Genomic DNA, 20,627 nt, shown 5'->3' with positions numbered 1-20,627 from the left:
GCGCCCTTTGCGGTTAAGTTTTATTCCAATTCTAAAACCAAAGCTGATTTTGGCTCCAGTGTAATTTCAGAAGTTAAATCGAATGCTTTTCCTGTGATAACATCTTTTCCTGATTTAAAGTTTTTGATGTTTTCCTTGAAACGATTTGTTTTTACTGTTTGAGGTTTTGCATTGTTATTGAAAACTACCATTACCGTCTTGGCATCGTTATATCTGAAATACACATATGTATTATTTTCAGGAATATAATGAGTCATTTTTCCGGTATGAATCACGTCGTTTGATTTTCTCCAGTTGAATAATTTCGAACTGAAATCAAAGAAAGAGGCTTGTTGCGCAGTTCTTCCTTCTTTTGTAAAGGCATTGTTTTTATCGCCTGCCCATCCGCCTGGGAAATCCTGACGAATATCCGCATCGCCTTTTCCTTTATCACCGCCCATTCCAATTTCTGAACCGTAATAAATTTGCGGAATTCCGCGAACGGTTGCCATTAAGGTCATTACCATTTTGTATTTCGCCAAATCATATTTGTACACTTCGTTGATACGGTTTGTATCATGATTTTCAGCAAAAACCAAAAGATTATTCGTGTTTGGATATAAGTAATCCATTGCAAAATTGTTGTAGAATTTAATCAGTCCACTGTCCCAATTTGGTTCATCTTCATTAAAAACAGAACCAATTTGATCTTGCAAAGTAAAATCCATTACACTTGGAAGATTGGAATTGTAGTTTTCAATAGCTCCAATTTTACTGTCTTTTTGCCAATAAGCCAAACTCGCCTGATTGTGCATCCAGATTTCACCCACAATATTAAAATTCGGATATTCGTTTGTGATTGATTTTGCCCAATTTGCCATTGCCGCAGGATCAGAATAGTTGTAAGTGTCTACTCTAAATCCGTCAAGATTTGCGTATTCAATCCACCAAATGGCATTTTGAGTCAGGTATTTTGCAACAAGAGGATTTCTTAAATTCAAATCTGGCATTGACGGTACAAACCATCCATCAATACAAATTTCCTGATCTAATTTTGAAGCATGAGTATCCGGAATTACTTCACGTCTGTGGTGTGTTTGTGTAAAGCTTTCGAATTGATTGAACCAGGTTTTTGTTGGCATGTCTTTCATCATCCAGTGCGTAATTCCCCAGTGATTGGTTACATAATCCATAACCAGTTTCATATCTTTTTTATGCATTTCTGAAGATAGGCGAACATAATCTTCATTGGTTCCATAACGCGGATCAATTTTGTAAACATCAGATTGTGCGTATCCGTGATAAGAATGCTGTTTGTCGTTGTCTTCGCATAAAGGCGTATTCCAGATTGTGGTTGCGCCAAGAGACGAAATATAATCTAAGTTTTTAATAATTCCTTCGATATCACCGCCGTGGCGTCCGCTTGGGTCCTGACGGTTTCCTTTTTCCGTTAAAGCAGCATCACTGTCATTTTTAGAGTTTCCGTTGGCAAAACGATCCGGCATGATTAAGTAAATCAAATCAGATGAATCATAGCTTTTTCTTTCGGCAGAATTGGCTCTTCTTTCTTTAAGCGCATATTTTTGAGTGAGCGCCACTTTGTTTTTCAATTTGAATGAAAAAGTTAGTTCAGAAGCTTTTATGTCTTTTGTATCTATTGTTACAAAAAGATAATTTGGGTTTTCTGTTTTTTCTACATTTTTAATAACAACATTGTTTGAAACTGAAGTTTCGTATTGCGATATGTTTTTTCCGTAGAACATAATCTGCAGTTCCGGATTTTTCATTCCTGCGTACCAGAAAGGTGGTTCTACTTTTTGGATTTGCGCTTTCGCGGAAGCGGAAAACAACAAAACCAAAAGGAGTAATTTGTAAATATAGTGGTTGATTTTTAGGTTATTCATAGTTTTTCTTTTTAGTTCGATTTCCTGCAAGGTTTTCAAAACCTTGTAGGTATGGAATTGAGCAAAGATTTAGAAGACCTACAAGGTTTTGAAAACCTTGCAGGACTACTAAAAGTTAAAAAAAAGACAAGTAATCTTGGGGAAAATTACTTGTCTTTTATAAAAATTATTTAGTTTCGATAATGCTTATCGCATAACCTCCTCCAGGAGCAGATAACTGAGATAATTTTGATTTGTTTGTTACTGCAATTTTCTTGATTGTATAAGCTTGCGGATTTGTTTTGTAATGCGCATCTTTTGCATCAGCATAAATTGTTGCGGTATATTTTTTGCCTTTTTCAAGGAAACTGAAATCGATGTTTGATGTACGTGGAGTTTCTCCGTTTACGTTTCCTACGAACCAGTTGTTTGTTCCTTTTGCTTTACGGGCAACGGTAATAAAATCTCCTGGTTCAGCCTCGATATATTTACTCTCTGACCAATCTACTGCTACATCTTTAATGAATTGGAATGCATCAGGGAAACGGTTGTAGTTTTCCGGAGTATCTGCAGCCATTTGTAATGGGCTGTACATAGTAACGTATAAAGCTAATTGGTTTGCAATTGTACTGTTTACATGCGATTTATTGTCAGGATTCATTTTGCTGATATCCATTTCGAAGATTCCAGGAGTATAATCCATTGGACCACCGATTAATCTTGTAAATGGTAATACAGTTACGTGATTTGGTTTAGAACCTCCAAACGCTTGGTATTCTGTTCCTCTTGCTGCTTCATTTCCAATTAAGTTAGGATATGTTCTTGCGATTCCTGTTGGACGAACTGCTTCGTGGGCATTCACCATAATTTTATAATCAGCTGCTTTTTCGATAGCGTATTGGTAATGATTTACAATCCATTGATCATAATGGTTTTCACCTCGAGGTAAAATATCACCTACATATCCGCTTTTTACAGCATCATATCCGTTATCGTTCATGAATTTGTAAGCAGCATCCATGTGGCGCTCGTAGTTACGAACAGAACCAGAAGTTTCGTGGTGCATGATGATTTTTACACCTTTAGATTTTGCATATTCGTGTAAACCTTTCACATCAAAATCCGGGTAAGGCGTTACAAAGTCAAAAACATAATCTTTAGAATGTCCGAACCAGTCTTCCCAGCCTTCGTTCCATCCTTCAACCAAAACAGCATCAAAGCCATTAGCAGCAGCAAAATCAATGTATTTTTTTACGTTAGCATTATTTGCTCCGTGCGTTCCGCTTGGTTTTGCTTTTGAGAAATCAGAAACACCCAATTGTACTGTTGGAAAATCATTTGTGTACGACCAAGAGCTTTTTCCTGTAATCATTTCCCACCAAACACCAACGTATTTAACTGGTTTAATCCATGAAGTATTATCAATTTTTGATGGATCGTTTAAGTTATAAGTCATTTTTGAAGCTAAGATTTCTCTCGCATCATCGCTCACCATAATGGTTCTCCAAGGCGAGTGATTTGGTGCCTGCATATAACCTTTATCCCCTTTTGCATCTGGTGTTAACCAAGATTCGAAAACTAAGTTTTTATCATCAAGATTCAGGTGCATACAAGAATAGTTGATTAAAGCTGCTTCGTGTAAGTTGATGTAGATTCCGTCAGCCGTTTTTAGCATCAAAGAAGTTTGAACTCCTGTTGGCGAAAAGTTCTTTTGAGAAACGTTTGCCGTATATGCTTTTTCAGATAAACCTCTAATTTCAGATAATTTAGATTTTGTATAATCATATTCCTGAGTATCGTAATCTCCGGGAATCCAGAAAGCAGTATGATCTCCGGTCATTGCAAATTGAGATCTTTCTTCTTTAATTACAAAGTAAGTAAGGTTCTTTTGAGCCGGGAATTCATAACGGAAACCTAAACCATCTTCGAACAAACGAAAACGAATTACGATTTGTCTGTCTGTACTTTTTTGGTTTAAAGTAACGGCCAATTCATTATAATGATTTCTGATTTGATCTACTTCTCCCCAAACTGGTTTCCAGGTTTCATCAAAAGTGGAAGTTTTTGTATCAACAACAGTAAAATCATTCAATAAAGATTTTTTATCATCTTTAAGTTCAAGACCTAATTTACTGGTTTTTACAACTTCTTTGTTTTTGTATTTTAAATTGTAAGTTGGAGTTCCGTCGCTTTGAAGAGAAAATTCCATTACGAACTTTCCTTCGGGTGATTTTAATTGTTGTGCATTAGCTATCGAGCTAATGGCAAACAAAACTAAACTTGCGAAAAATAAGTTTTTCATGTTTTTAAGGGTTTTAGTGTATTGTAATTTAATTTATTTGTACAAATTTACTTGCAATTACAGGATTTCCGTTAACTATAATTGTTAAATCTTGATCACCATCTACTGTAAAAGTTGTTTCGTTGTGATTTACAGCTACTTTCAAAATTTGATTTCTGAAATTGATTTTAAACGAATAGCCTTTCCATTCTTTTGGAATCTTTGGTGAGAAATGCAGCTGGTCATTTTTGACACGCATTCCACCAAAACCTTCTACAATGCTCATCCATGTGCCGGCCATTGATGTGATATGGCAACCTTCTTCCACTTCTTTGTTATAATCATCCAAATCCAAACGAGAAGTTCTTAAATAAAAGGTATATGCCATGTCCATTTTATCTAACGCTGCAGCCTGAATTGAGTGTACGCAAGGTGAAAGCGAACTTTCGTGAACGGTAAATGATTCGTAAAACTCGAAATTGCGTTTTAATTCTTCTTTCGAAAAATGATCTTCGAAGAAGTAAAAACCTTGTAAAACGTCGGCTTGTTTGATGTAAGGCGAACGTAACACGCGATCCCAAGACCATTTTTGGTTAATAGGACGCTGTGATTTATCTAAATCTTTTACCGGAACTAAATCCTTGTCTAAGAAACCATCTTGCTGTAAGTAGATTCCAAGTTCCTTTGAAGTTGGGAAATACATATTACCAGCTACTTTTTTCCACTCCTGAATTTCATTCGCGGAAAGCGTAACTTTTTCTAAAACACGTTTATGATCTGCAGGATATTCTAAGGCAACTTTATTAATTTGTTCCGATGCAAAATCGATACACCATTTTGCAATATAATTGGTGTAGAAATTATTGTTGATGTTATTTTCGTATTCGTTTGGCCCTGTAACCCCAAGAATTACGTATTGGTTTTTGTCTTTAGAAAAAGAAGCTCTTTGGTGCCAAAAACGTGCAATTCCGATTAAAACTTCTAAACCTTTTTCTGGAATATATGAGTAATCTCCTGTGTAACGGTAGTAGTTGTAAATCGCAAAAGCAATCGCTCCGTTTCTGTGGATTTCTTCGTGTGTGATTTCCCATTCGTTGTGGCATTCTTCACCATTCATGGTAACCATTGGGTATAAAGCTGCACCGTTTTTGAAACCTAAATTATCTTTAGCATTTTCAATCGCTTTATCTAATTGATTGAAACGGTATGTCAATAAGTTTCTTGCAACCTGCTGATCTTTAGTAGCCATATAAAACGGAATACAATAAGCCTCAGTGTCCCAATAAGTCGATCCGCCGTATTTTTCTCCGGTAAATCCTTTTGGTCCAATATTTAATCGGCTGTCTTTTCCTGAATACGTTTGGTTTAATTGGAAAATATTGAAACGAATACCTTGTTGTGCCTTAACATCACCTTCAATCGTAATATCTGACATTTCCCAAACTTTTGCCCAGGCATCAATTTGGTTTTGAAGCAAGGTTTCATATCCTAAAGCAACAGCAGATTTAATTACTTTTTCGGCTCCAGCCAAAGTATTTTCGTGGTTTAAAGAAACCGTATAACCTCCAATTTTTTGAATTGTTGAGGTTTGTCCTTTTGCAATAATAGTTCCGTAAGTGTACTGAACTTTATCTGTTGTTGAATCTATTGTTGATGGAGAAACGTTGATGTTTTCGCCATTTGCCAAAATCGTATTGTGCATAAAAGTCGTAACTTTAAAGTGCGTTTTGAAAGTCTGAGCGGTTACAAAAGCTTCGTTTGTACCTTTTTTAACTTCTAGAGGTTCCCAGAATTTTTCTTCCCAATTCGCATCTTCATTCGTTACACCAGCATCAATATATGGTTTGTAAACGATTTTTGCGTCTTTGTTTAAAGGCGTAATATCGTATTTGATAACTCCGGCTTCATCTAAATCCAGAGAAAGAAAACGACGAATATTTACTGAAATTTCAGTTCCATTTTTAAGAACAGCTTCAAAAGAACGGTTGTACCATCCTTCTTTCATATTCAATTCTCTGCGGAAATTTCTAACTTCTGTGCAATTGTGTAAATCAAGGTTTTCTTCGTTGATTTCAATATCAATTCCAATCCAGTTTGGAGCATTAAGGACTTTGGCAAAATATTTCGGATAACCGTTTTTCCACCAGCCCACTTTTGTCTTGTCCGGATAATATATTCCTGCTATATAACTTCCCTGGAAAGTTTCGCCTGAATATTTTTCTTCAAAATTCGCACGCTGCCCCATAGCACCGTTCCCGATACTAAAAAGACTTTCAGACGATTTGACTCTTTCGACATCAAATCCTTCTTCAATTATGGACCAATTGTCTGGTTTTATATAATCTTGATTCATTTCTTAAATTAGATAATGTGGCAATTAGGGTAATTAGATAATTTGGCAATTTGATAATTAGATAATTATTTTTTTGACGCTATTTTTACCTTTTGAATTGCTTGGTGTTTTACATTTTTTTTTGTGATACAATTTGTTGAGTGGTGATTAAATTATTCTCATTTTTTGAAAATTATCTAATTATCAAATTTTCTCATTGACTAATTAAGTCGTTAATAAAGTCTGGTGTGATTTGGGTAAAATCTTTAAAAATATGATCAGCTTCATGTAAAATTGTTTCCTCACCAATTCCAACACTTACCATTTCTGCGATATTTGCTGCCTGAATTCCGGCAACAGAATCTTCAAATACTATTGAATTTTTTGGATCAATGTTTAATAATTGAGCCGCTTTTAGGAAAACTTCAGGATCGGGTTTTGCATTGGTAACGTCGTTTCCGTCAACAATAACATCGAAGTAATTGATGATCCCTGTTTTTTCTAAAATTGGTCTTGCATTTTTACTGGCAGAACCTAATGCAATTCCTTGATTTTTATCTTTTAATAGCTGAAGAATTTTAAAAACCCCTGGAAGAATCTCACTTTCATCCATATCAACTAAATAAGACAGGTATTCTTCATTTTTCTGAATTAGAAATTTGTCTTTGTCGGCCTGCGAAACCGTAACATTTCCTAATTCTAAAATGATATCTAAAGAACGAACACGACTTACTCCTTTAAGTAACTCGTTATCTTCGTGTGTAAAATTTATATTTAACTCCTGAGCGATTTTTTGCCAGGCTAAAAAATGGTATTTAGCGGTATCAACGATTACTCCATCAAGATCGAAGATGAATGCTTTTTTGTTATTCATGAATTTCAATTTTAGTTTTGTTATTTACCCTCAGCGTTAGCAATCCGGCAAATATCATCGATACTCCTCCAATCATTAGGGCGTAAATAGGTTCATTATGAAAGAATTGTTTAATTACAAATCCTAATATTGTTGCAGCTACAATTTGTGGAATTACTACGAAGAAGTTGAAAACTCCCATGTAATAACCCATTTTTGCTGCTGGCAAGGCACCGGAAAGCATAGCATATGGCATAGATAAAATACTAGCCCATGCGATACCAACACCCAGCATTGGCAAAATCAGCATTTGTTTATCACCTATAAAATAAATTGAAATTAAACCAACACCTCCTGCACAAAGTGCTAATAAATGTGTTGCTCTAACGCCTACTTTTTTTGCAATAATTGGTAATAAAAAGGCAACTGCTGCTGCAATTCCGTTATAAACGGTAAATAATACAGAAACCCAATCGGCAGCATCATTATATACTTTTGATGTTGTATCTGTTGTACCAAAAATGTGTTGTGTAACGGCTTGTGTAGTGTAAATCCACATTGAGAAAAGTGCAAACCACGAGAAAAACTGAACCCATGCTAATTTTTGCATTGTTTTTGGCATATTCAATAAATCGGTCATGATTATGGTAAAACCATTATGAACTTTTTTAGTGCGTAATTGTGATGCTATTACAAATAAAACACCCATAAAAATAAGTCCAATGAATAAAATATATAATTCTTTGGCGAGACTATTTTCGAAAATCAGAAATGAAATTAACCCTCCAATGGCTGCAAATAAGACCCCTAAAGACAATTGCTTTTTAATAGTAACACCAGATTCTGTTTCAGAATCTGCAGAAAGGTTTTGAGAATCTTTTTTGCTATTAGCCTCAAATGCATGTAATTCTTCTGGCGTATATTCTGTAGTTTTAAAAACAGTCCATAAAACGGAAAGTAAAAAAACGATTCCGCCAATGTAAAAAGACCATTTTACTGCATCAGGAATAATTCCTTCTGGTGCAGTATTGCTAACTCCGAAAACATTTGTAAAAAGATAGGGCAAAACAGAACCTACAACGGCTCCGGTACCAATAAAGAAACTCTGCATTACAAAACCTAAAGCACGTTGTTCATCTGGTAAATTATCACCAACAAATGCGCGAAAAGGCTCCATGGAAACATTTATCGAGGCATCCATAATCCATAAAGTTCCTGCAGCAATCCATAAAGTAGGAGAGTTGGGCATTATGAATAATGCGATTGAAGATAAAAGTGCTCCAATTAAAAAATAAGGGCGACGACGACCTAAACGAGTCCAGGTTCTGTCACTGAAATAACCAATTACAGGCTGAATTATTAAACCTGAAACAGGAGCAGCGATCCATAAAATTGGAATTTCGTCGATTTTGGCACCAAGGGTTTCAAAAATTCTAGAGGTATTTGCGTTTTGCAGTGCAAAACCAAATTGTATTCCCAAGAAACCGAAACTCATGTTCCAAATTTCCCAGAAACTTAATTTACGCTTTTCCATTATCGTAATTAAAGAATTAATTAGACGATAAGCGCTTTGCTTATCAAAACTTACTATTTTTTCGAAGTAAAAGTAAAAGCTTTGAGCGGCGTAAAAGTATTAATTATTTTTTTATTTATGCTAATAAAAAAGCCATAAATATTTTTTATGGCTTTAGAATGTGTTGATTTTAAGAAAATTAGTCAGTAGATTCTCTTTTTATTAAATGTGTTTCTATAACTTCTGTGGTGTAGTTTTCGTTTTCATCATCATCGTCATCGTGTTCTGCTTCGAGTCTTTCTATTAGCATTTTAGCTGCTTTATTTCCCATTTTTTCACCGCTTTGGCTAACGGTGGTAATGCTTGGTGTAGAGTATTTTGAGATGATTCCGTCAGTAAAAGCAATTACAGCCAAATCTTCCGGAACTTTAAGTCCCATTTTATTGGCCGTTTTAATAATGGTAACTGCAAACAGCTCATTTACTGCAAAAACAGCATCAAAAGCACGATCGTGTAAAAGCTGACTTATGGTGATTTCACAAGTGTCTACATCTTCGATTTTAATAATTAAATCTTCGTTGAAAGGAATTCCGTTGTCTAAAAGGGCTTTTTCGTAACCGTCTGTACGCAGTTTTCCAACACTTACATAATCTACTGTAGTTACTAATGCGATCTTTTTACGTCCGTTATCAATTAAACTCTGAACGGCTTCATAAGCAGCAGATTTATCATCGATTATAACTTTATCGCATAAAATATCATTGGTAACACGGTCAAACATTACAACCGGCATTCCCTGATTAATGACTTCTGTAATGTGATGAAAGTCGCCTTTGTATTGTGTTTCTTTAGAAAGTGACATGATAAAACCATCGATGCTTCCGTTGGCTAGCATTTCCATGTTTAAGACCTCTTTGTCGAAAGAATCATCTGACAAACAAATCACAACACTATAGCCATGTTCGTTGGCTACCTGCTCGATTCCGTTGATTACTGTAGAGAAAAAATAATGTACAATTTCCGGAATGATAATACCGATACTTTTGGTTTTTCGATTTTTTAAACTAAGGGCAATATTGTTGGGTTTATAGTTGTAAAACTTTGCAAAAGCCTGAACTTTTAATCGTGTTTCTTCGCCTATTTCTAAACTGTTTCTAAGTGATTTTGAGACAGTTGATATAGATACATCCAGTTCCTTTGCAATCTGTTTTAGGGTTATTTTACGTTTCATGATGGTTAATTGAAAAAAATCTAATTAGTAATAAAGGTATCTGAAATTTTTATATTCAGCAATTTTTGACTTAAAAGATTACAAAAAATAGAAAGTTTTCAACACTACCACGTTTTCGTAAACCAATAAAAATTGCCTCAGGTTGGGCGTGTTAATAAATTCCTAATTTTGAAATTCGAAGTAAAATTAAAAACTTAACTAACAATCACAAACTCAAACTAATTTAAACAAAAAGTATGAAAACAATTTACAAAAAGTTGTTATTTTTATTCCTATTGTTGCCATTTTCGGTGTTAGCTCAAAGCACCCTAAGTGGGACTGTTGTCGAAAAGTCAGGACAACCAATTCCGGGAGTAAATGTAAATGTTCAAGGCGCTCCAGGTGGTGCTTCTACAGATTTTGATGGAAAGTTTCAGTTATCTAATGTAAAAAAAGGAGATAAAATTCAGGTCTCTTTTATTGGATACAAAACTTACTCTGTAATCTATGATGGACAAAAATCAATAAACGTAATCTTACAGGAAGATTCAAACGAACTTAAAGAAGTTGTGGTTCAGGTAGGTTACGGTTCTGCAAAAAAGAAAGATGTAACAGGTGCGGTATCGAAAGTTACTGCAGAGAATCTGAATCAGGGAACTTTAGTAGATCCTATTCAGGGACTACAAGGTAAGGCTGCGGGTGTTTCGATCACAAAACAAGGGGGTGACCCAAATAAAGGTTTTGACGTTCGTATTCGTGGTGCTGCAGGTTTTGCTGCAGGAGGTTCGCCTTTATATGTAGTTGATGGAATTAGAGGTGTTGATCCTACAACAATTTCTCCGGATGATATCGTTTCTTATGACATTCTTAAAGATGCGGCTTCGACTGCAATTTATGGAGCTGATGGAGCAAATGGAGTTGTTTTCATTACAACTAAAAAAGGAAAATCTGGAAAAACTACAATCGAATTTAATTCTTCTATCGCTACAGATCAGGCAATAGAGCAAAAATTTGTTTCTGCTGGCGAGTATAGAGACTATATAAAAGCTCATCCAAGTATCGATTTTACGGATAATGGAGGAAGTGTTGACTGGCAAGATGAAATTTTCAGAACTGGTTTTACAAAAGTAAACAGTTTAGCTGTTTCTGGAGGAAGTGAAACTGGAAATTACAGAGGATCTATCTCAAACAGTGACTTTGAAGGGGTAATTAGAAACTCTGGAAAAAAGAGAACTGTTGGTAGATTAAATGTAACTCAAAAAGCATTTAATGATAAAATGACTATCGATATGGGGCTTTCTGCAACTATCGAACATAATGATTATGTAAATTACGGAACAGATGGTAAGGATCAGGTAATCTATCAGGCTTTCCAAAGGCTTCCAACCGATCCGGTTTATAATTCTGAAGGAGCATTGTTTGAAGCTCCTGGAACAAATAATTATTACAACCCATTACATTCTGTTAACAAAATTGAAAATAACAGAGATGCGAAGTTCTTATCTGGTAATTTAGCTTTGTCTTATGAGTTGGCAAAAGGATTAACTGCTAAGGTTTCAGGAAGTTATTTAAGAAATGACAGTGAAAGTACTTATTTTGAACCAACTTATAATTATATTTTCACAGGTACTACAGAAACACCAATTTACACAGGATACGGAAAAAGATCTTATGCTAATTGGGAGCAAGGTTTAATTGAGGCTACTTTAACTTATAAAAAGACATTTGCAGAATCGCATAATGTAACATTATTAGGTGGTTACTCTTATAGAACAACTGACAGTGACGGTTTTAATATGGAGGCTAATAATCCTACTTCTAATACTTTAGGATCTGATAATTTTGAAAACTTTGAAACTATTGTTTTAGGAAATATGAAATCTTACAAAAACGAACGTAAAGATATCGGTATGTTCGCAAGAGCTACGTATGATTTTGAATCTAAATATTATGTAACTGGAATGATTCGTAGAGATGGATCTTCAATTTTCGGGGACAATGAGCAATGGGGTTATTTCCCATCTGTACAAGTGGCATGGAATATCGCTAATGAGAATTTCCTTAAAGACAATGTAAGCGCATTAAACTTATTGAAATTTAGAGGAAGCTGGGGTATTTCTGGAAATAGTAATTTACCAGTTGATGCAAAAGACTTAGCGGTTAGACCTTCTATTCAAGGTGGTTTAGTAGCTTATGGATACAATCATAATGCTAACCCAGACTTAAAATGGGATCAAAATACAGAGGTAAACCTTGGTGTTGATTTTGGATTATTTAATAATAGATTATCAGGATCGGTTGAGTTTTACAGCAAAAAAATTACTGATATGTTAATTGCTAATACAAACGTACCAACTGAAACGAACTTCTCAAACACTACATTTATTAATGGTGGTGAGATGAAAAATTCTGGTATTGAAGCAACTTTAACTGCTAAAGTATTCAATAGCAATAATTTTAGCTGGAATACAACAGTAGTTTACACACAAAACAAGCAAGAAGTTATTGCTTTAGGAAATGATCGTTACAACTACTCATTTATTAATACTGGTTATATCTCAGGTCCTGGTTTAGTTGGTGTTCCAACTCAAAGAATGCAGGCTGGATATAAATTAGGTACATTCTTCGGATATGAATATGCGGGAGTATCTAATGGTAAATGGTTAATCAAAGGAAATGATAATCAATTACATTATTTAGAAGATGTAGCAAACTCAGATGATCAGAAAAAAGTGTTAGGAAATGCTTTACCTGATTTTGAAATGGGATGGAGTAATTATTTCAAATATAAAAACTGGGATTTAAGCATGTCATTCAGAGCTGTTGTTGGTAATGATGTTTACAACGCTACAAATCAGGTTTTTGGTAACCCAGATCAGGTAGGAACAAGAAGTGTGAACAGTGAAGCTTTACTTTTGAACGATGCTGGAATTCAGGGTGCTTACAGTACATTATCTTATTATATTGAGGATGCAAGTTTTATAAAACTGGATAACATTAATTTAGGTTATACTTTTGTAAATCCTTCATTTGCTTCGGCAATTTCAAAACTTCGTTTTTATGCTTCTATGAATAATGTATTTACTTTGACTAATTACGGAGGGGCAGATCCTGAAGTTAATTTTTCTGGAGGAAAAGACAACAAAGAAATCTTTTTTGGAATAGATAATTACAATAATTATCCAAAAACAAGAACCTTAACATTTGGTTTGAATCTTTCATTTTAATACATAAATCATGAAACTAAAAAATAAAATAACAGTATTAGGATTAAGCTTTTTAGCTTTTTCTTGTACTGATCTGGATACAACAAATAGTGAGTATTTGACTGGAGAGCAATATCCTGAAACAACAGAGCAGGCAATTAATTTGGCAACTCCGGTTTTTGCTAAAACTCAAACCATGCTAGATGGTGGTGGATGGTGGTTTGCTCAGGAATTGAGTACAGATGAGGCAGTTTGTCCTACAAGAGGTGCAGACTGGGATGATAGTGGTAAATGGAGAGCTTTATCAAGACATACTTGGGGACCAAATACTGAAGCAGTAGTAAATTTATATAATATGATTTATTCTGCAGTACCACAAGCTAATTATGCTATTGAAACTTTGACTCCTGCATCTTTAACAAATGCAAGAGTAGCTAAAGTTTTGGCTCAGGTAAAAGTTTCCAGAGCCTATTACTATTATTTGGCAATTGATAATTTTGGTGATGTTGCTTTTCCAACCACTTTTACGGGAGCAGAAGAATTTCCATCAAAAACATCAAGAGCAGAAGTTTTTGCTGCTATTGTTAAGGATATTGAAGATAATGTAGCTTTATTACCAAAACAAGGAGATGATGGTGTTGTAAGAAGCGATATCACTCAAGGAATGGGTTATACGCTTTTAGCTAAGTTATACTTAAATGCAAAAGTATACACTGGAACTGCAATGTGGGAAAAAGCAATTGCAGCTTGTGATAAAGTTTTAACATTAGGATATTCATTAGAATCTAATCCGTTGACACCATTTGCAACTCAAAATGAGAATTGTAAAGAAAATATTTATACTATCCCGTTTGATCAGGATACTTATAAAGGTTTTAATCTTCACATGCGTACTTTAATTGATTTGTCTCAACAAACTTTTAACATGAGTACAGCTCCATGGAACGGATTTGCAACTCTAGAGGCTCACTACAATACATTCCCGGCTGGAGACAAAAGATTAGCAGGAATTCTTGTTGGTCAGCAAAAAACAAAAGCAGGAGATAATATTCAGGATCCAAAATCTGGAAATGCAAATCTTGTTTTTACAGCAAATATTCCAAATCTGCAAATGACATTAGGTACTAATACACAGGAGCAAATTAGAATGGCTGGAGCAAGACCTGCAAAATGGGAAATTGCTGCTGGAGCAAAAGAAAACCTAAGTAATGATTTTCCTCTTTTCAGATTGGCAGATGTTAAACTTATGAAAGCAGAAGCTTTAGTTTGGTTAAATGGTGCTGGTGCTGGTGATGCATTAGTAAATGAAATTAAAGGAAGAGCTGGAATTACTCAAACAAGCGGTTATACCTTAAATGACATTTTAGCTGAAAGAGGACGTGAAATGATGTGGGAAGGACACCGTCGTCAGGATTTAATTCGTAACGGTAAATATGAAAATATTTGGTGGGAGAAATCAGATACAGATCCTAATCACAGGTTGTTTCCAATTCCTGAACCAGCGCTTAATGCAAACAAAAACTTATTACCACAAAACCCAGGATATTAATAATATAAAAATATAAATCAAAATGAAAAAATTAACTTTTTTATTACTAGGACTACTTGCTTTTTCTATAACTTCATGTAGTGATGACGATCCGGATATCATTGTAAATGAAAACGAAAAAATTACAACATTACCTGTTTTGGAAGCTCTTCCGGCTCCGGCAGAATTTGTTTCTCAGGAAGATGTAAACGAAGATGTTGCGGCAGGTACTTTTAAATGGTCGGCTGCAAAGTTAGAATACAATGGGCCTGTTAGTTATTACATTCAGATTGCTCCGGCAGGAAGTGATTTTTCTAGTGCTGTAGATGTGTTTTCGGCAAGTGTATCTGTTACTACAAAAGCTTTTACTTTTGGAGATTTGAATCTGGCTGTTAATAGATTAAGTCTAGCATTGGTTTCTAATGGAAAAGCTAAAGTTAAGTTTGGTACTTTAGCTGAATTTGATGTTCGTGTTAAAGCAATTGCTGAAAAATCTGAAGTAGTAGGTTACTCTACAACACAATTAATGAAAATCAATGCATACGAAAAAATCATTTTCAATACTCCGGAATTATTTTTAGTAGGAGCTCCACAAGCTTATTATGGTAAAAATGGTTGGGACGAGAAAAACGGTATTTCATTGAAATATATTGGTAAAGAAGGAACAAAACTTTTTGAAGCTTTTGTGAAAGTAAATGTTGGAGACGGATTCAAATTTACAGGTGACGGAAAAACTTGGGCAAATGGTAACTATGGTACTGATGGAGAGGTTGCTGCAATTTCAGGAGGACAAGAATTTACTTTAATTGATGGTGGTGCAAGTAAAGATCTTAAAATTGCTGAAGCTGACGGTGCAGGATTGTACTATGTACGTGTTGACATGGATGCAATGAAAGTTAAAGTTATAAAAATGAATTGGGGAGTTATTGGTGCTGCTACTGCTGGCGGATGGAATGACGAAAGCGCTATGGGTTATGATTTTGCATCAAATACATATTCATATGCTGGAACTGATATTACTGCAGGAGAAATGAAATTCAGATCTAAAAACACTGGTAACTTCATTAATGGAGTTGACGGAGTAGGTGGTGAATGGACATTCAATGTAGGTGACTTACTTTTTGTTGGTGATGGTGGTACAGGTAAAAACTTTAATGTTACTGCTGGTGCTAAACCAAAATTAACTGTAAATATTGATGGAACAGCTGTTGTTTCAGGATTGTAATAGTTAAAATAATTTTTAAAAAGGGCTGTCGAAAGACAGCCCTTTTTTTATGCAATTCTGCGAAATTAGATCTGTTTTCGGGATGAATCTTGTTTGTTTTTATATTTTAACAATTCGGTATTATTGAGGCTTTAAAAATTACAATCGAGTAAATTTTTAACTATTTTTTTATTGTAATTATTATTTGTTAACACTATAACGTTGTAGTATTGTGTACTGGGGATTGACCGTTAATCGGTAAGGTATTTTTTATATTTTTAAGAAGTCAATAGTATTATTATTGCTGAAAAACACTTAGTTTTTTGATTTATTTATCTGATTAGTTTGTAGTTGCAAATACAAATAAAAGGATTCTTAAATACAGGTTGCGCAACCTAAGACCGAACCTGAAATTGATGTCACTAAAAGATGATTTTGTAACAACCAAAAAGCGGAAGTCGAAAAGCTAATGAGTAGACATGTAAAGTATCAAAATTTATTAAAATGAAAAAAGATGTTTTGAATAGAGTCAAAGGTGCCATTTTAACCAAAGATGAAGCGAAAACTATTTCTGGTGGTTATACTGGAGGCTCGTTTATGGAAGGTAGTCCATGTTCTTTTATTATTTGCGGAGCTGTAGAAAACAGAGGTTCGGCAATCGCAACTCCATCAGGATGCACTCCACGAAACCTATACATTTATAAGCCAAATCCATCTTTATATTGTGTGGTTCTTTAATTAATAAAAAAATTTAAGGGGTTTGAAAAAACCTCTTATTTTTTCGATACTCTAAAATTATGATTGTACAAAGTTTTTGGTCAAAACCATTTTTAAGTGATTCCAATGATCCTAACAGCAGATTTAAAGGTGGATGGCTAAATGAGAAATATTTTTATTTCAGTATGGCTTTAAGTTGTTTAAAGTTTAAGGAATTCTATGGAGAAGTAAATTTATATACCGATACAAATGGAGAATCAATATTAAAAAACAAACTCGGAATACCGTATACCAATTACATAAACTGTTTTGATTCATTAGAAAATATAAACGAAAAATTGTGGGCATATCCTAAAATCCATACTTATAGTGTGCAGCAAGGGCCATTTATACATGCAGACACTGATGTTTTTATTTGGGAGAAACTACCGGAAGACCTGGTTTCTTCACCTTTATTTTGTCAAAATATTGAAGAAAATTTCCCTATTTACGGTGAGGCATTAAATGAGATTTTGAGCTTGTTTGAATGGGTTCCAACAGAATTAATCAATTCTTTATATAAACACAAAACAGTATTGGCTTACAATGCCGGAGTTATTGGCGGGACCGATTTAGATTTTTTTAAAAAGTTGTATTCTCGCTCCGATAAATTCATTAATAAAAACAAACAGCTGTTTGATAAAATAGATGTCGGAATTTTTAATATGATTTATGAGCAGCAACTGGGATTTGCAATAGCAGAAAAAAAAGGTATTCAGCCGAAATCAATGTTTCAGAATGTCGATTCTAATTTTACAACATTGGTCAATTTTCATCTGGCTTCTTTTCATTCAAAATATATTCATGCAATCGGATTTGCCAAAAAATCAATTTATGCCTGCGAGCAGATAGAGGCATTATTGATGTATGAATTTCCGGAGGAATATGAACGAATTAAAAATAACGGCATAAAACATAATTTATGGGAATCATTTTATGAAATATCTCCCAAACGAAAAGACTTTTTGTTTTCTGTTTTTAAATATGTACGAACAAATTCTTTGGAGGAGATTACTTCAATGAAATTCAAATTAAATAAAACGGCTAAAATAATTGAAAACGATAGTTTAAATAAAGTCGAATATATTTCGCCACAAACGTTAGGTCCCGAAATTTTGGAGCTTGAAGATTGGGATAATATCCTGCTGTATTTTGAAGAGGCTATTTCAGTAAAAGAATTATGCATTGAATTATTATTGGATGCAGATATTCAAGCCAAATATTCTAAAGAAGGATTAACAGATGTCTTACTATCTTTTGTATTTGACAAATGCCTGTTGCACGAAATTATTTTACCGGAATTCATCTCTAATTAATTACATGATGATTGTAAAAGTGGGGTATTTAATTTCGTATGATTATGACTATTTAAAGTATTCTCTTCCGCAAATTTATGAGAATAATAAGGTGCAGGAAATTATTTTGGTCATTGACAAAGACAGATTAACCTGGTCCGGAAATAAGTTTGAAATCCCAAATGATTTTTTTGAATGGATAAAAGCAATAGACGTACAACGCAAAATCACAATTCTCGAAGATTCTTTTTGCGACACGTCACTTTCACCCATGATAAATGAGACGATCGAACGCAATTATTTATATTCAAAAATGGGTAAATGCGATTGGTACATTCAACTGGATTGCGATGAGTACTTTATCAATTTTAGTTCGTTTATAAATGAATTAGAGAAAATTTATTTGGAGAAAAACAAAACGCTCAACCAAATTTCGGTTACAGTCAGATTTGCCAATTTGTTTAAAAAAATCGAAAAAGGCTTTCTTGTGATTTCTCCTGTAAAAGAAAACTGTTGGGTGGCAACTTCAAATCCGATTTGTTATTACGGAAGAGTCAACGAAGACAATGAAAAAATGGAGTCGGATGCAATTTTAGTGCATCAGTCCTGGGCAAGAGAAGAGGCTGAAATTTACCAGAAAATTACCAATTGGGGACATAAAAATGATTTCAATTCAGAGAGTTATTTTAAGCTATGGAAATCAATTGATGACCATAATTATAAATACATTCAAAATTTCCATCCATTAAAAAACAATAACGGAATATGGAATGAATTAAAGCTTCTAAGTATTGAAAGTATTGATGATTTATTACAATTTAATGAAAATCAAATTAGAAGAATATTCGATAAACGAAAAATACTTTAAGCATTGGCATCAAAAAGTTTAGCAATCATAAATGCCAATAGTACATATGATTTTTTGTCCAATTAATTACAGTTGCAAATGTAAATAAGAGGATTTTAAATAAGAGGTTGCGCAACCTAAGACCAAGTTTGAAATTAAAGTCATAAAAAGGAGATTTCAAAATAACCAAAAAGCGGATACCGAAAAGCTAATGAGTAGGTAATTTTTAATTAACAAAAAATGAAAAATAATTTATTGAACAAAATAAAAGGAGCTATTTTATCTATAGACGAAGCAAAAACTATTTCAGGAGGTTATGATGTTAGTCCATGTTTCCGCCCATGTTGTCCAGCAGGAACCTCATTTACAAATCCTGTTTATAATGCAAATGGATGTACAGATCCGCGTCCGATATATACGGGTAATGTATATGGTTTTTACTGTGTAAAATGCTAGTAAATGAAAATCATTCAAAGTTTTTGGTCAAAACCTTTTTTTAAAGAAAATGACGATTTGAATGCAAGATTTAAAGGAGGTTGGCTCAATGCCAACTTCTTTTTTTACTCTTGTCTGTTGAGTTGTTTAAAATTTAAGCAAAACTATGGCGAAGTTTTACTTTACACAGATGATTTAGGAAAGGAATTATTAATAGATAAACTAGAGATTCCTTATTCTAAAGTTCAATTAGATTTGAATTCTCTGCAAAATTATCCGCCAGAATTGTGGGCTTTAGGAAAAATATTGTCTTATTCGCTTCAGGAGGCTCCGTTTATTCATGCAGATACCGATGTTTTTGTTTGGGATAAACTTCCGCAACCGCTTTTGGATGCAGATCTGCTGGCTCAAAATTTTGAATTTAATTTTCCAAAGTATAAAGAAGTATTAGAAACAGCTTTAAAAGAATTTCAAAATTTTCCAAGGAATTTGTTCTCAATTTATGAGCAAACAAATGATGTTTTTGCATTTAATGCCGGAATAATCGGAGGAAATAATGTGTCCTTTTTTAAAGAGTATAAATCAAAAGTTTTTCAGATTATCGATGACAATTTAGATCAACTGAGCAAAATAGATCTTGGCGTTTTTAATATGGTTTATGAACAAATGCTGGGTTTTGAACTCGCACAGGAAAAACAAATCGAAATTAGGTTTCTTAAACCAAAAATGAATGAAGCATTTACAAATGTCATGAAATTTCATTTGGTTCCAATCAAAGAAAATTACATTCATACTGTTGGTTATGCCAAGAAATCTACCGAAATGTGCGAACAGTTAAAATACAGATTGAAATATGAATTTCCTTTAGAATATGAAAAACTAAATCGAAATCTGGTAGAGAATAACTTAAGTTCAGAGTCAGAAATTTTTGATGATGAAGAACGTTTTGATTTCTTGTCTAAAATTTATGCATGGATGGAAAATACATGTTGGGACACTATTTTAGAAACGCCCTTTCAGCTTTCAAAAACGACACGATTAAATGAGATTTCTGAAGATGAAATAGAACTTTACTATTATTCGCCTCAGCATAAAACAGAACAAAAACTAGAAATGGAAGACTGGGATTTTTTATTGCTTTTCTTTCGCGAACAAAATACAATTAATCAAATAATACTCGAAATATCAAAAGATGAATCCTTTATGCAAAGTATCTCAGTCGAAGAATTAAAAGAAAAAGTCTTCTCTTTTGTAATGGACAGATGCATTTATCATGAAATTTTATTGCCACTAAACATAGTTTAA

Annotated in this window: 14 protein-coding genes; 8 read left to right on the top strand and 6 right to left on the bottom strand. The window is 33.9% G+C overall.

The annotated features are described in order from the left end of the window. Positions 1-20 precede the first annotated feature (20 nt). The 6 genes from KHA98_RS03165 to KHA98_RS03140 form a co-directional block, all read right to left on the bottom strand. Positions 21-1,883, bottom strand: a complete 1,863-nt coding sequence (locus tag KHA98_RS03165; protein WP_213255181.1) for a glycoside hydrolase family 13 protein — start codon at positions 1,881-1,883, stop codon at positions 21-23. 166 nt (positions 1,884-2,049) lie between these two features. Continuing rightward, complete coding sequence (locus KHA98_RS03160; protein WP_213255180.1) at positions 2,050-4,164, bottom strand: glycoside hydrolase family 97 protein; 2,115 nt, start codon at positions 4,162-4,164, stop codon at positions 2,050-2,052. 28 nt (positions 4,165-4,192) lie between these two features. Next, on the bottom strand, positions 4,193-6,496 hold the full coding sequence (locus KHA98_RS03155) for a glycoside hydrolase family 65 protein (RefSeq protein ID WP_213255179.1): 2,304 nt from the start codon (positions 6,494-6,496) through the stop codon (positions 4,193-4,195). 193 nt (positions 6,497-6,689) lie between these two features. Next, the gene (gene pgmB / locus KHA98_RS03150; RefSeq protein WP_213255177.1) at positions 6,690-7,349 is read right to left on the bottom strand and encodes a beta-phosphoglucomutase; all 660 of its coding nucleotides are present in this window, start codon (positions 7,347-7,349) and stop codon (positions 6,690-6,692) included. Next, complete coding sequence (locus KHA98_RS03145) at positions 7,342-8,862, bottom strand: MFS transporter (protein WP_213255174.1); 1,521 nt, start codon at positions 8,860-8,862, stop codon at positions 7,342-7,344. Before KHA98_RS03145 ends, pgmB begins: the two co-directional genes overlap by 8 nt. A gap of 178 nt (positions 8,863-9,040) precedes the next feature. Beyond that, positions 9,041-10,072, bottom strand: a complete 1,032-nt coding sequence (locus KHA98_RS03140; RefSeq protein WP_213255172.1) for a LacI family DNA-binding transcriptional regulator — start codon at positions 10,070-10,072, stop codon at positions 9,041-9,043. 236 nt (positions 10,073-10,308) lie between these two features. On the opposite strand from KHA98_RS03140, the gene KHA98_RS03135 reads away from it, so the two are divergent. From KHA98_RS03135 to KHA98_RS03100, 8 genes are all read left to right on the top strand, one after another. Next, the gene (locus tag KHA98_RS03135) at positions 10,309-13,278 is read left to right on the top strand and encodes a SusC/RagA family TonB-linked outer membrane protein (RefSeq protein ID WP_213255169.1); all 2,970 of its coding nucleotides are present in this window, start codon (positions 10,309-10,311) and stop codon (positions 13,276-13,278) included. Positions 13,279-13,288: 10 nt separating this feature from the next. After that, the gene (locus KHA98_RS03130) at positions 13,289-14,806 is read left to right on the top strand and encodes a RagB/SusD family nutrient uptake outer membrane protein (RefSeq protein ID WP_213255167.1); all 1,518 of its coding nucleotides are present in this window, start codon (positions 13,289-13,291) and stop codon (positions 14,804-14,806) included. A 22-nt stretch (positions 14,807-14,828) separates the two neighbouring features. After that, positions 14,829-16,010 carry a SusE domain-containing protein gene (locus tag KHA98_RS03125; RefSeq protein WP_213255164.1) on the top strand — a complete coding sequence of 394 codons (1,182 nt, stop codon included), beginning with the start codon at positions 14,829-14,831 and terminating at the stop codon, positions 16,008-16,010. Positions 16,011-16,493: 483 nt separating this feature from the next. Next, positions 16,494-16,727 carry a hypothetical protein gene (locus KHA98_RS03120; RefSeq protein ID WP_213255162.1) on the top strand — a complete coding sequence of 78 codons (234 nt, stop codon included), beginning with the start codon at positions 16,494-16,496 and terminating at the stop codon, positions 16,725-16,727. A 59-nt stretch (positions 16,728-16,786) separates the two neighbouring features. Continuing rightward, entirely contained in the window at positions 16,787-18,061 is a 1,275-nt protein-coding gene (locus tag KHA98_RS03115; RefSeq protein WP_213255160.1) for a DUF6734 family protein, read from the top strand. 4 nt (positions 18,062-18,065) lie between these two features. Next, a complete protein-coding gene (locus tag KHA98_RS03110; RefSeq protein WP_213255157.1) occupies positions 18,066-18,908 on the top strand; it encodes a hypothetical protein in 843 nt (280 codons plus the stop codon). A 219-nt stretch (positions 18,909-19,127) separates the two neighbouring features. After that, entirely contained in the window at positions 19,128-19,343 is a 216-nt protein-coding gene (locus tag KHA98_RS03105; protein ID WP_213255155.1) for a hypothetical protein, read from the top strand. A 3-nt stretch (positions 19,344-19,346) separates the two neighbouring features. After that, positions 19,347-20,627, top strand: coding sequence for a DUF6734 family protein (locus KHA98_RS03100; protein WP_213255152.1), 1,281 nt, complete (start codon positions 19,347-19,349; stop codon positions 20,625-20,627).

The sequence above is a fragment of the Flavobacterium branchiicola genome (genome assembly GCF_018383905.1).
Classification (GTDB): domain Bacteria; phylum Bacteroidota; class Bacteroidia; order Flavobacteriales; family Flavobacteriaceae; genus Flavobacterium; species Flavobacterium branchiicola.
The sequence above is the reverse complement of the archived record's forward strand: the minus strand, read 5'-3'. Positions and strand labels throughout refer to the sequence as shown.

Excerpts from the sequence above, each read along its gene's own strand:
- KHA98_RS03165 (WP_213255181.1), bottom strand. The coding sequence starts at position 1,883 with ATGAATAACCTAAAAATCAACCACTATATTTACAAATTACTCCTTTTG.
- KHA98_RS03160 (WP_213255180.1), bottom strand. The coding sequence starts at position 4,164 with ATGAAAAACTTATTTTTCGCAAGTTTAGTTTTGTTTGCCATTAGCTCG.
- KHA98_RS03155 (WP_213255179.1), bottom strand. The coding sequence starts at position 6,496 with ATGAATCAAGATTATATAAAACCAGACAATTGGTCCATAATTGAAGAA.
- pgmB (WP_213255177.1), bottom strand. The coding sequence starts at position 7,349 with ATGAATAACAAAAAAGCATTCATCTTCGATCTTGATGGAGTAATCGTT.
- KHA98_RS03145 (WP_213255174.1), bottom strand. The coding sequence starts at position 8,862 with ATGGAAAAGCGTAAATTAAGTTTCTGGGAAATTTGGAACATGAGTTTC.
- KHA98_RS03140 (WP_213255172.1), bottom strand. The coding sequence starts at position 10,072 with ATGAAACGTAAAATAACCCTAAAACAGATTGCAAAGGAACTGGATGTA.
- KHA98_RS03135 (WP_213255169.1), top strand. The coding sequence starts at position 10,309 with ATGAAAACAATTTACAAAAAGTTGTTATTTTTATTCCTATTGTTGCCA.
- KHA98_RS03130 (WP_213255167.1), top strand. The coding sequence starts at position 13,289 with ATGAAACTAAAAAATAAAATAACAGTATTAGGATTAAGCTTTTTAGCT.
- KHA98_RS03125 (WP_213255164.1), top strand. The coding sequence starts at position 14,829 with ATGAAAAAATTAACTTTTTTATTACTAGGACTACTTGCTTTTTCTATA.
- KHA98_RS03120 (WP_213255162.1), top strand. The coding sequence starts at position 16,494 with ATGAAAAAAGATGTTTTGAATAGAGTCAAAGGTGCCATTTTAACCAAA.
- KHA98_RS03115 (WP_213255160.1), top strand. The coding sequence starts at position 16,787 with ATGATTGTACAAAGTTTTTGGTCAAAACCATTTTTAAGTGATTCCAAT.
- KHA98_RS03110 (WP_213255157.1), top strand. The coding sequence starts at position 18,066 with ATGATGATTGTAAAAGTGGGGTATTTAATTTCGTATGATTATGACTAT.
- KHA98_RS03105 (WP_213255155.1), top strand. The coding sequence starts at position 19,128 with ATGAAAAATAATTTATTGAACAAAATAAAAGGAGCTATTTTATCTATA.
- KHA98_RS03100 (WP_213255152.1), top strand. The coding sequence starts at position 19,347 with ATGAAAATCATTCAAAGTTTTTGGTCAAAACCTTTTTTTAAAGAAAAT.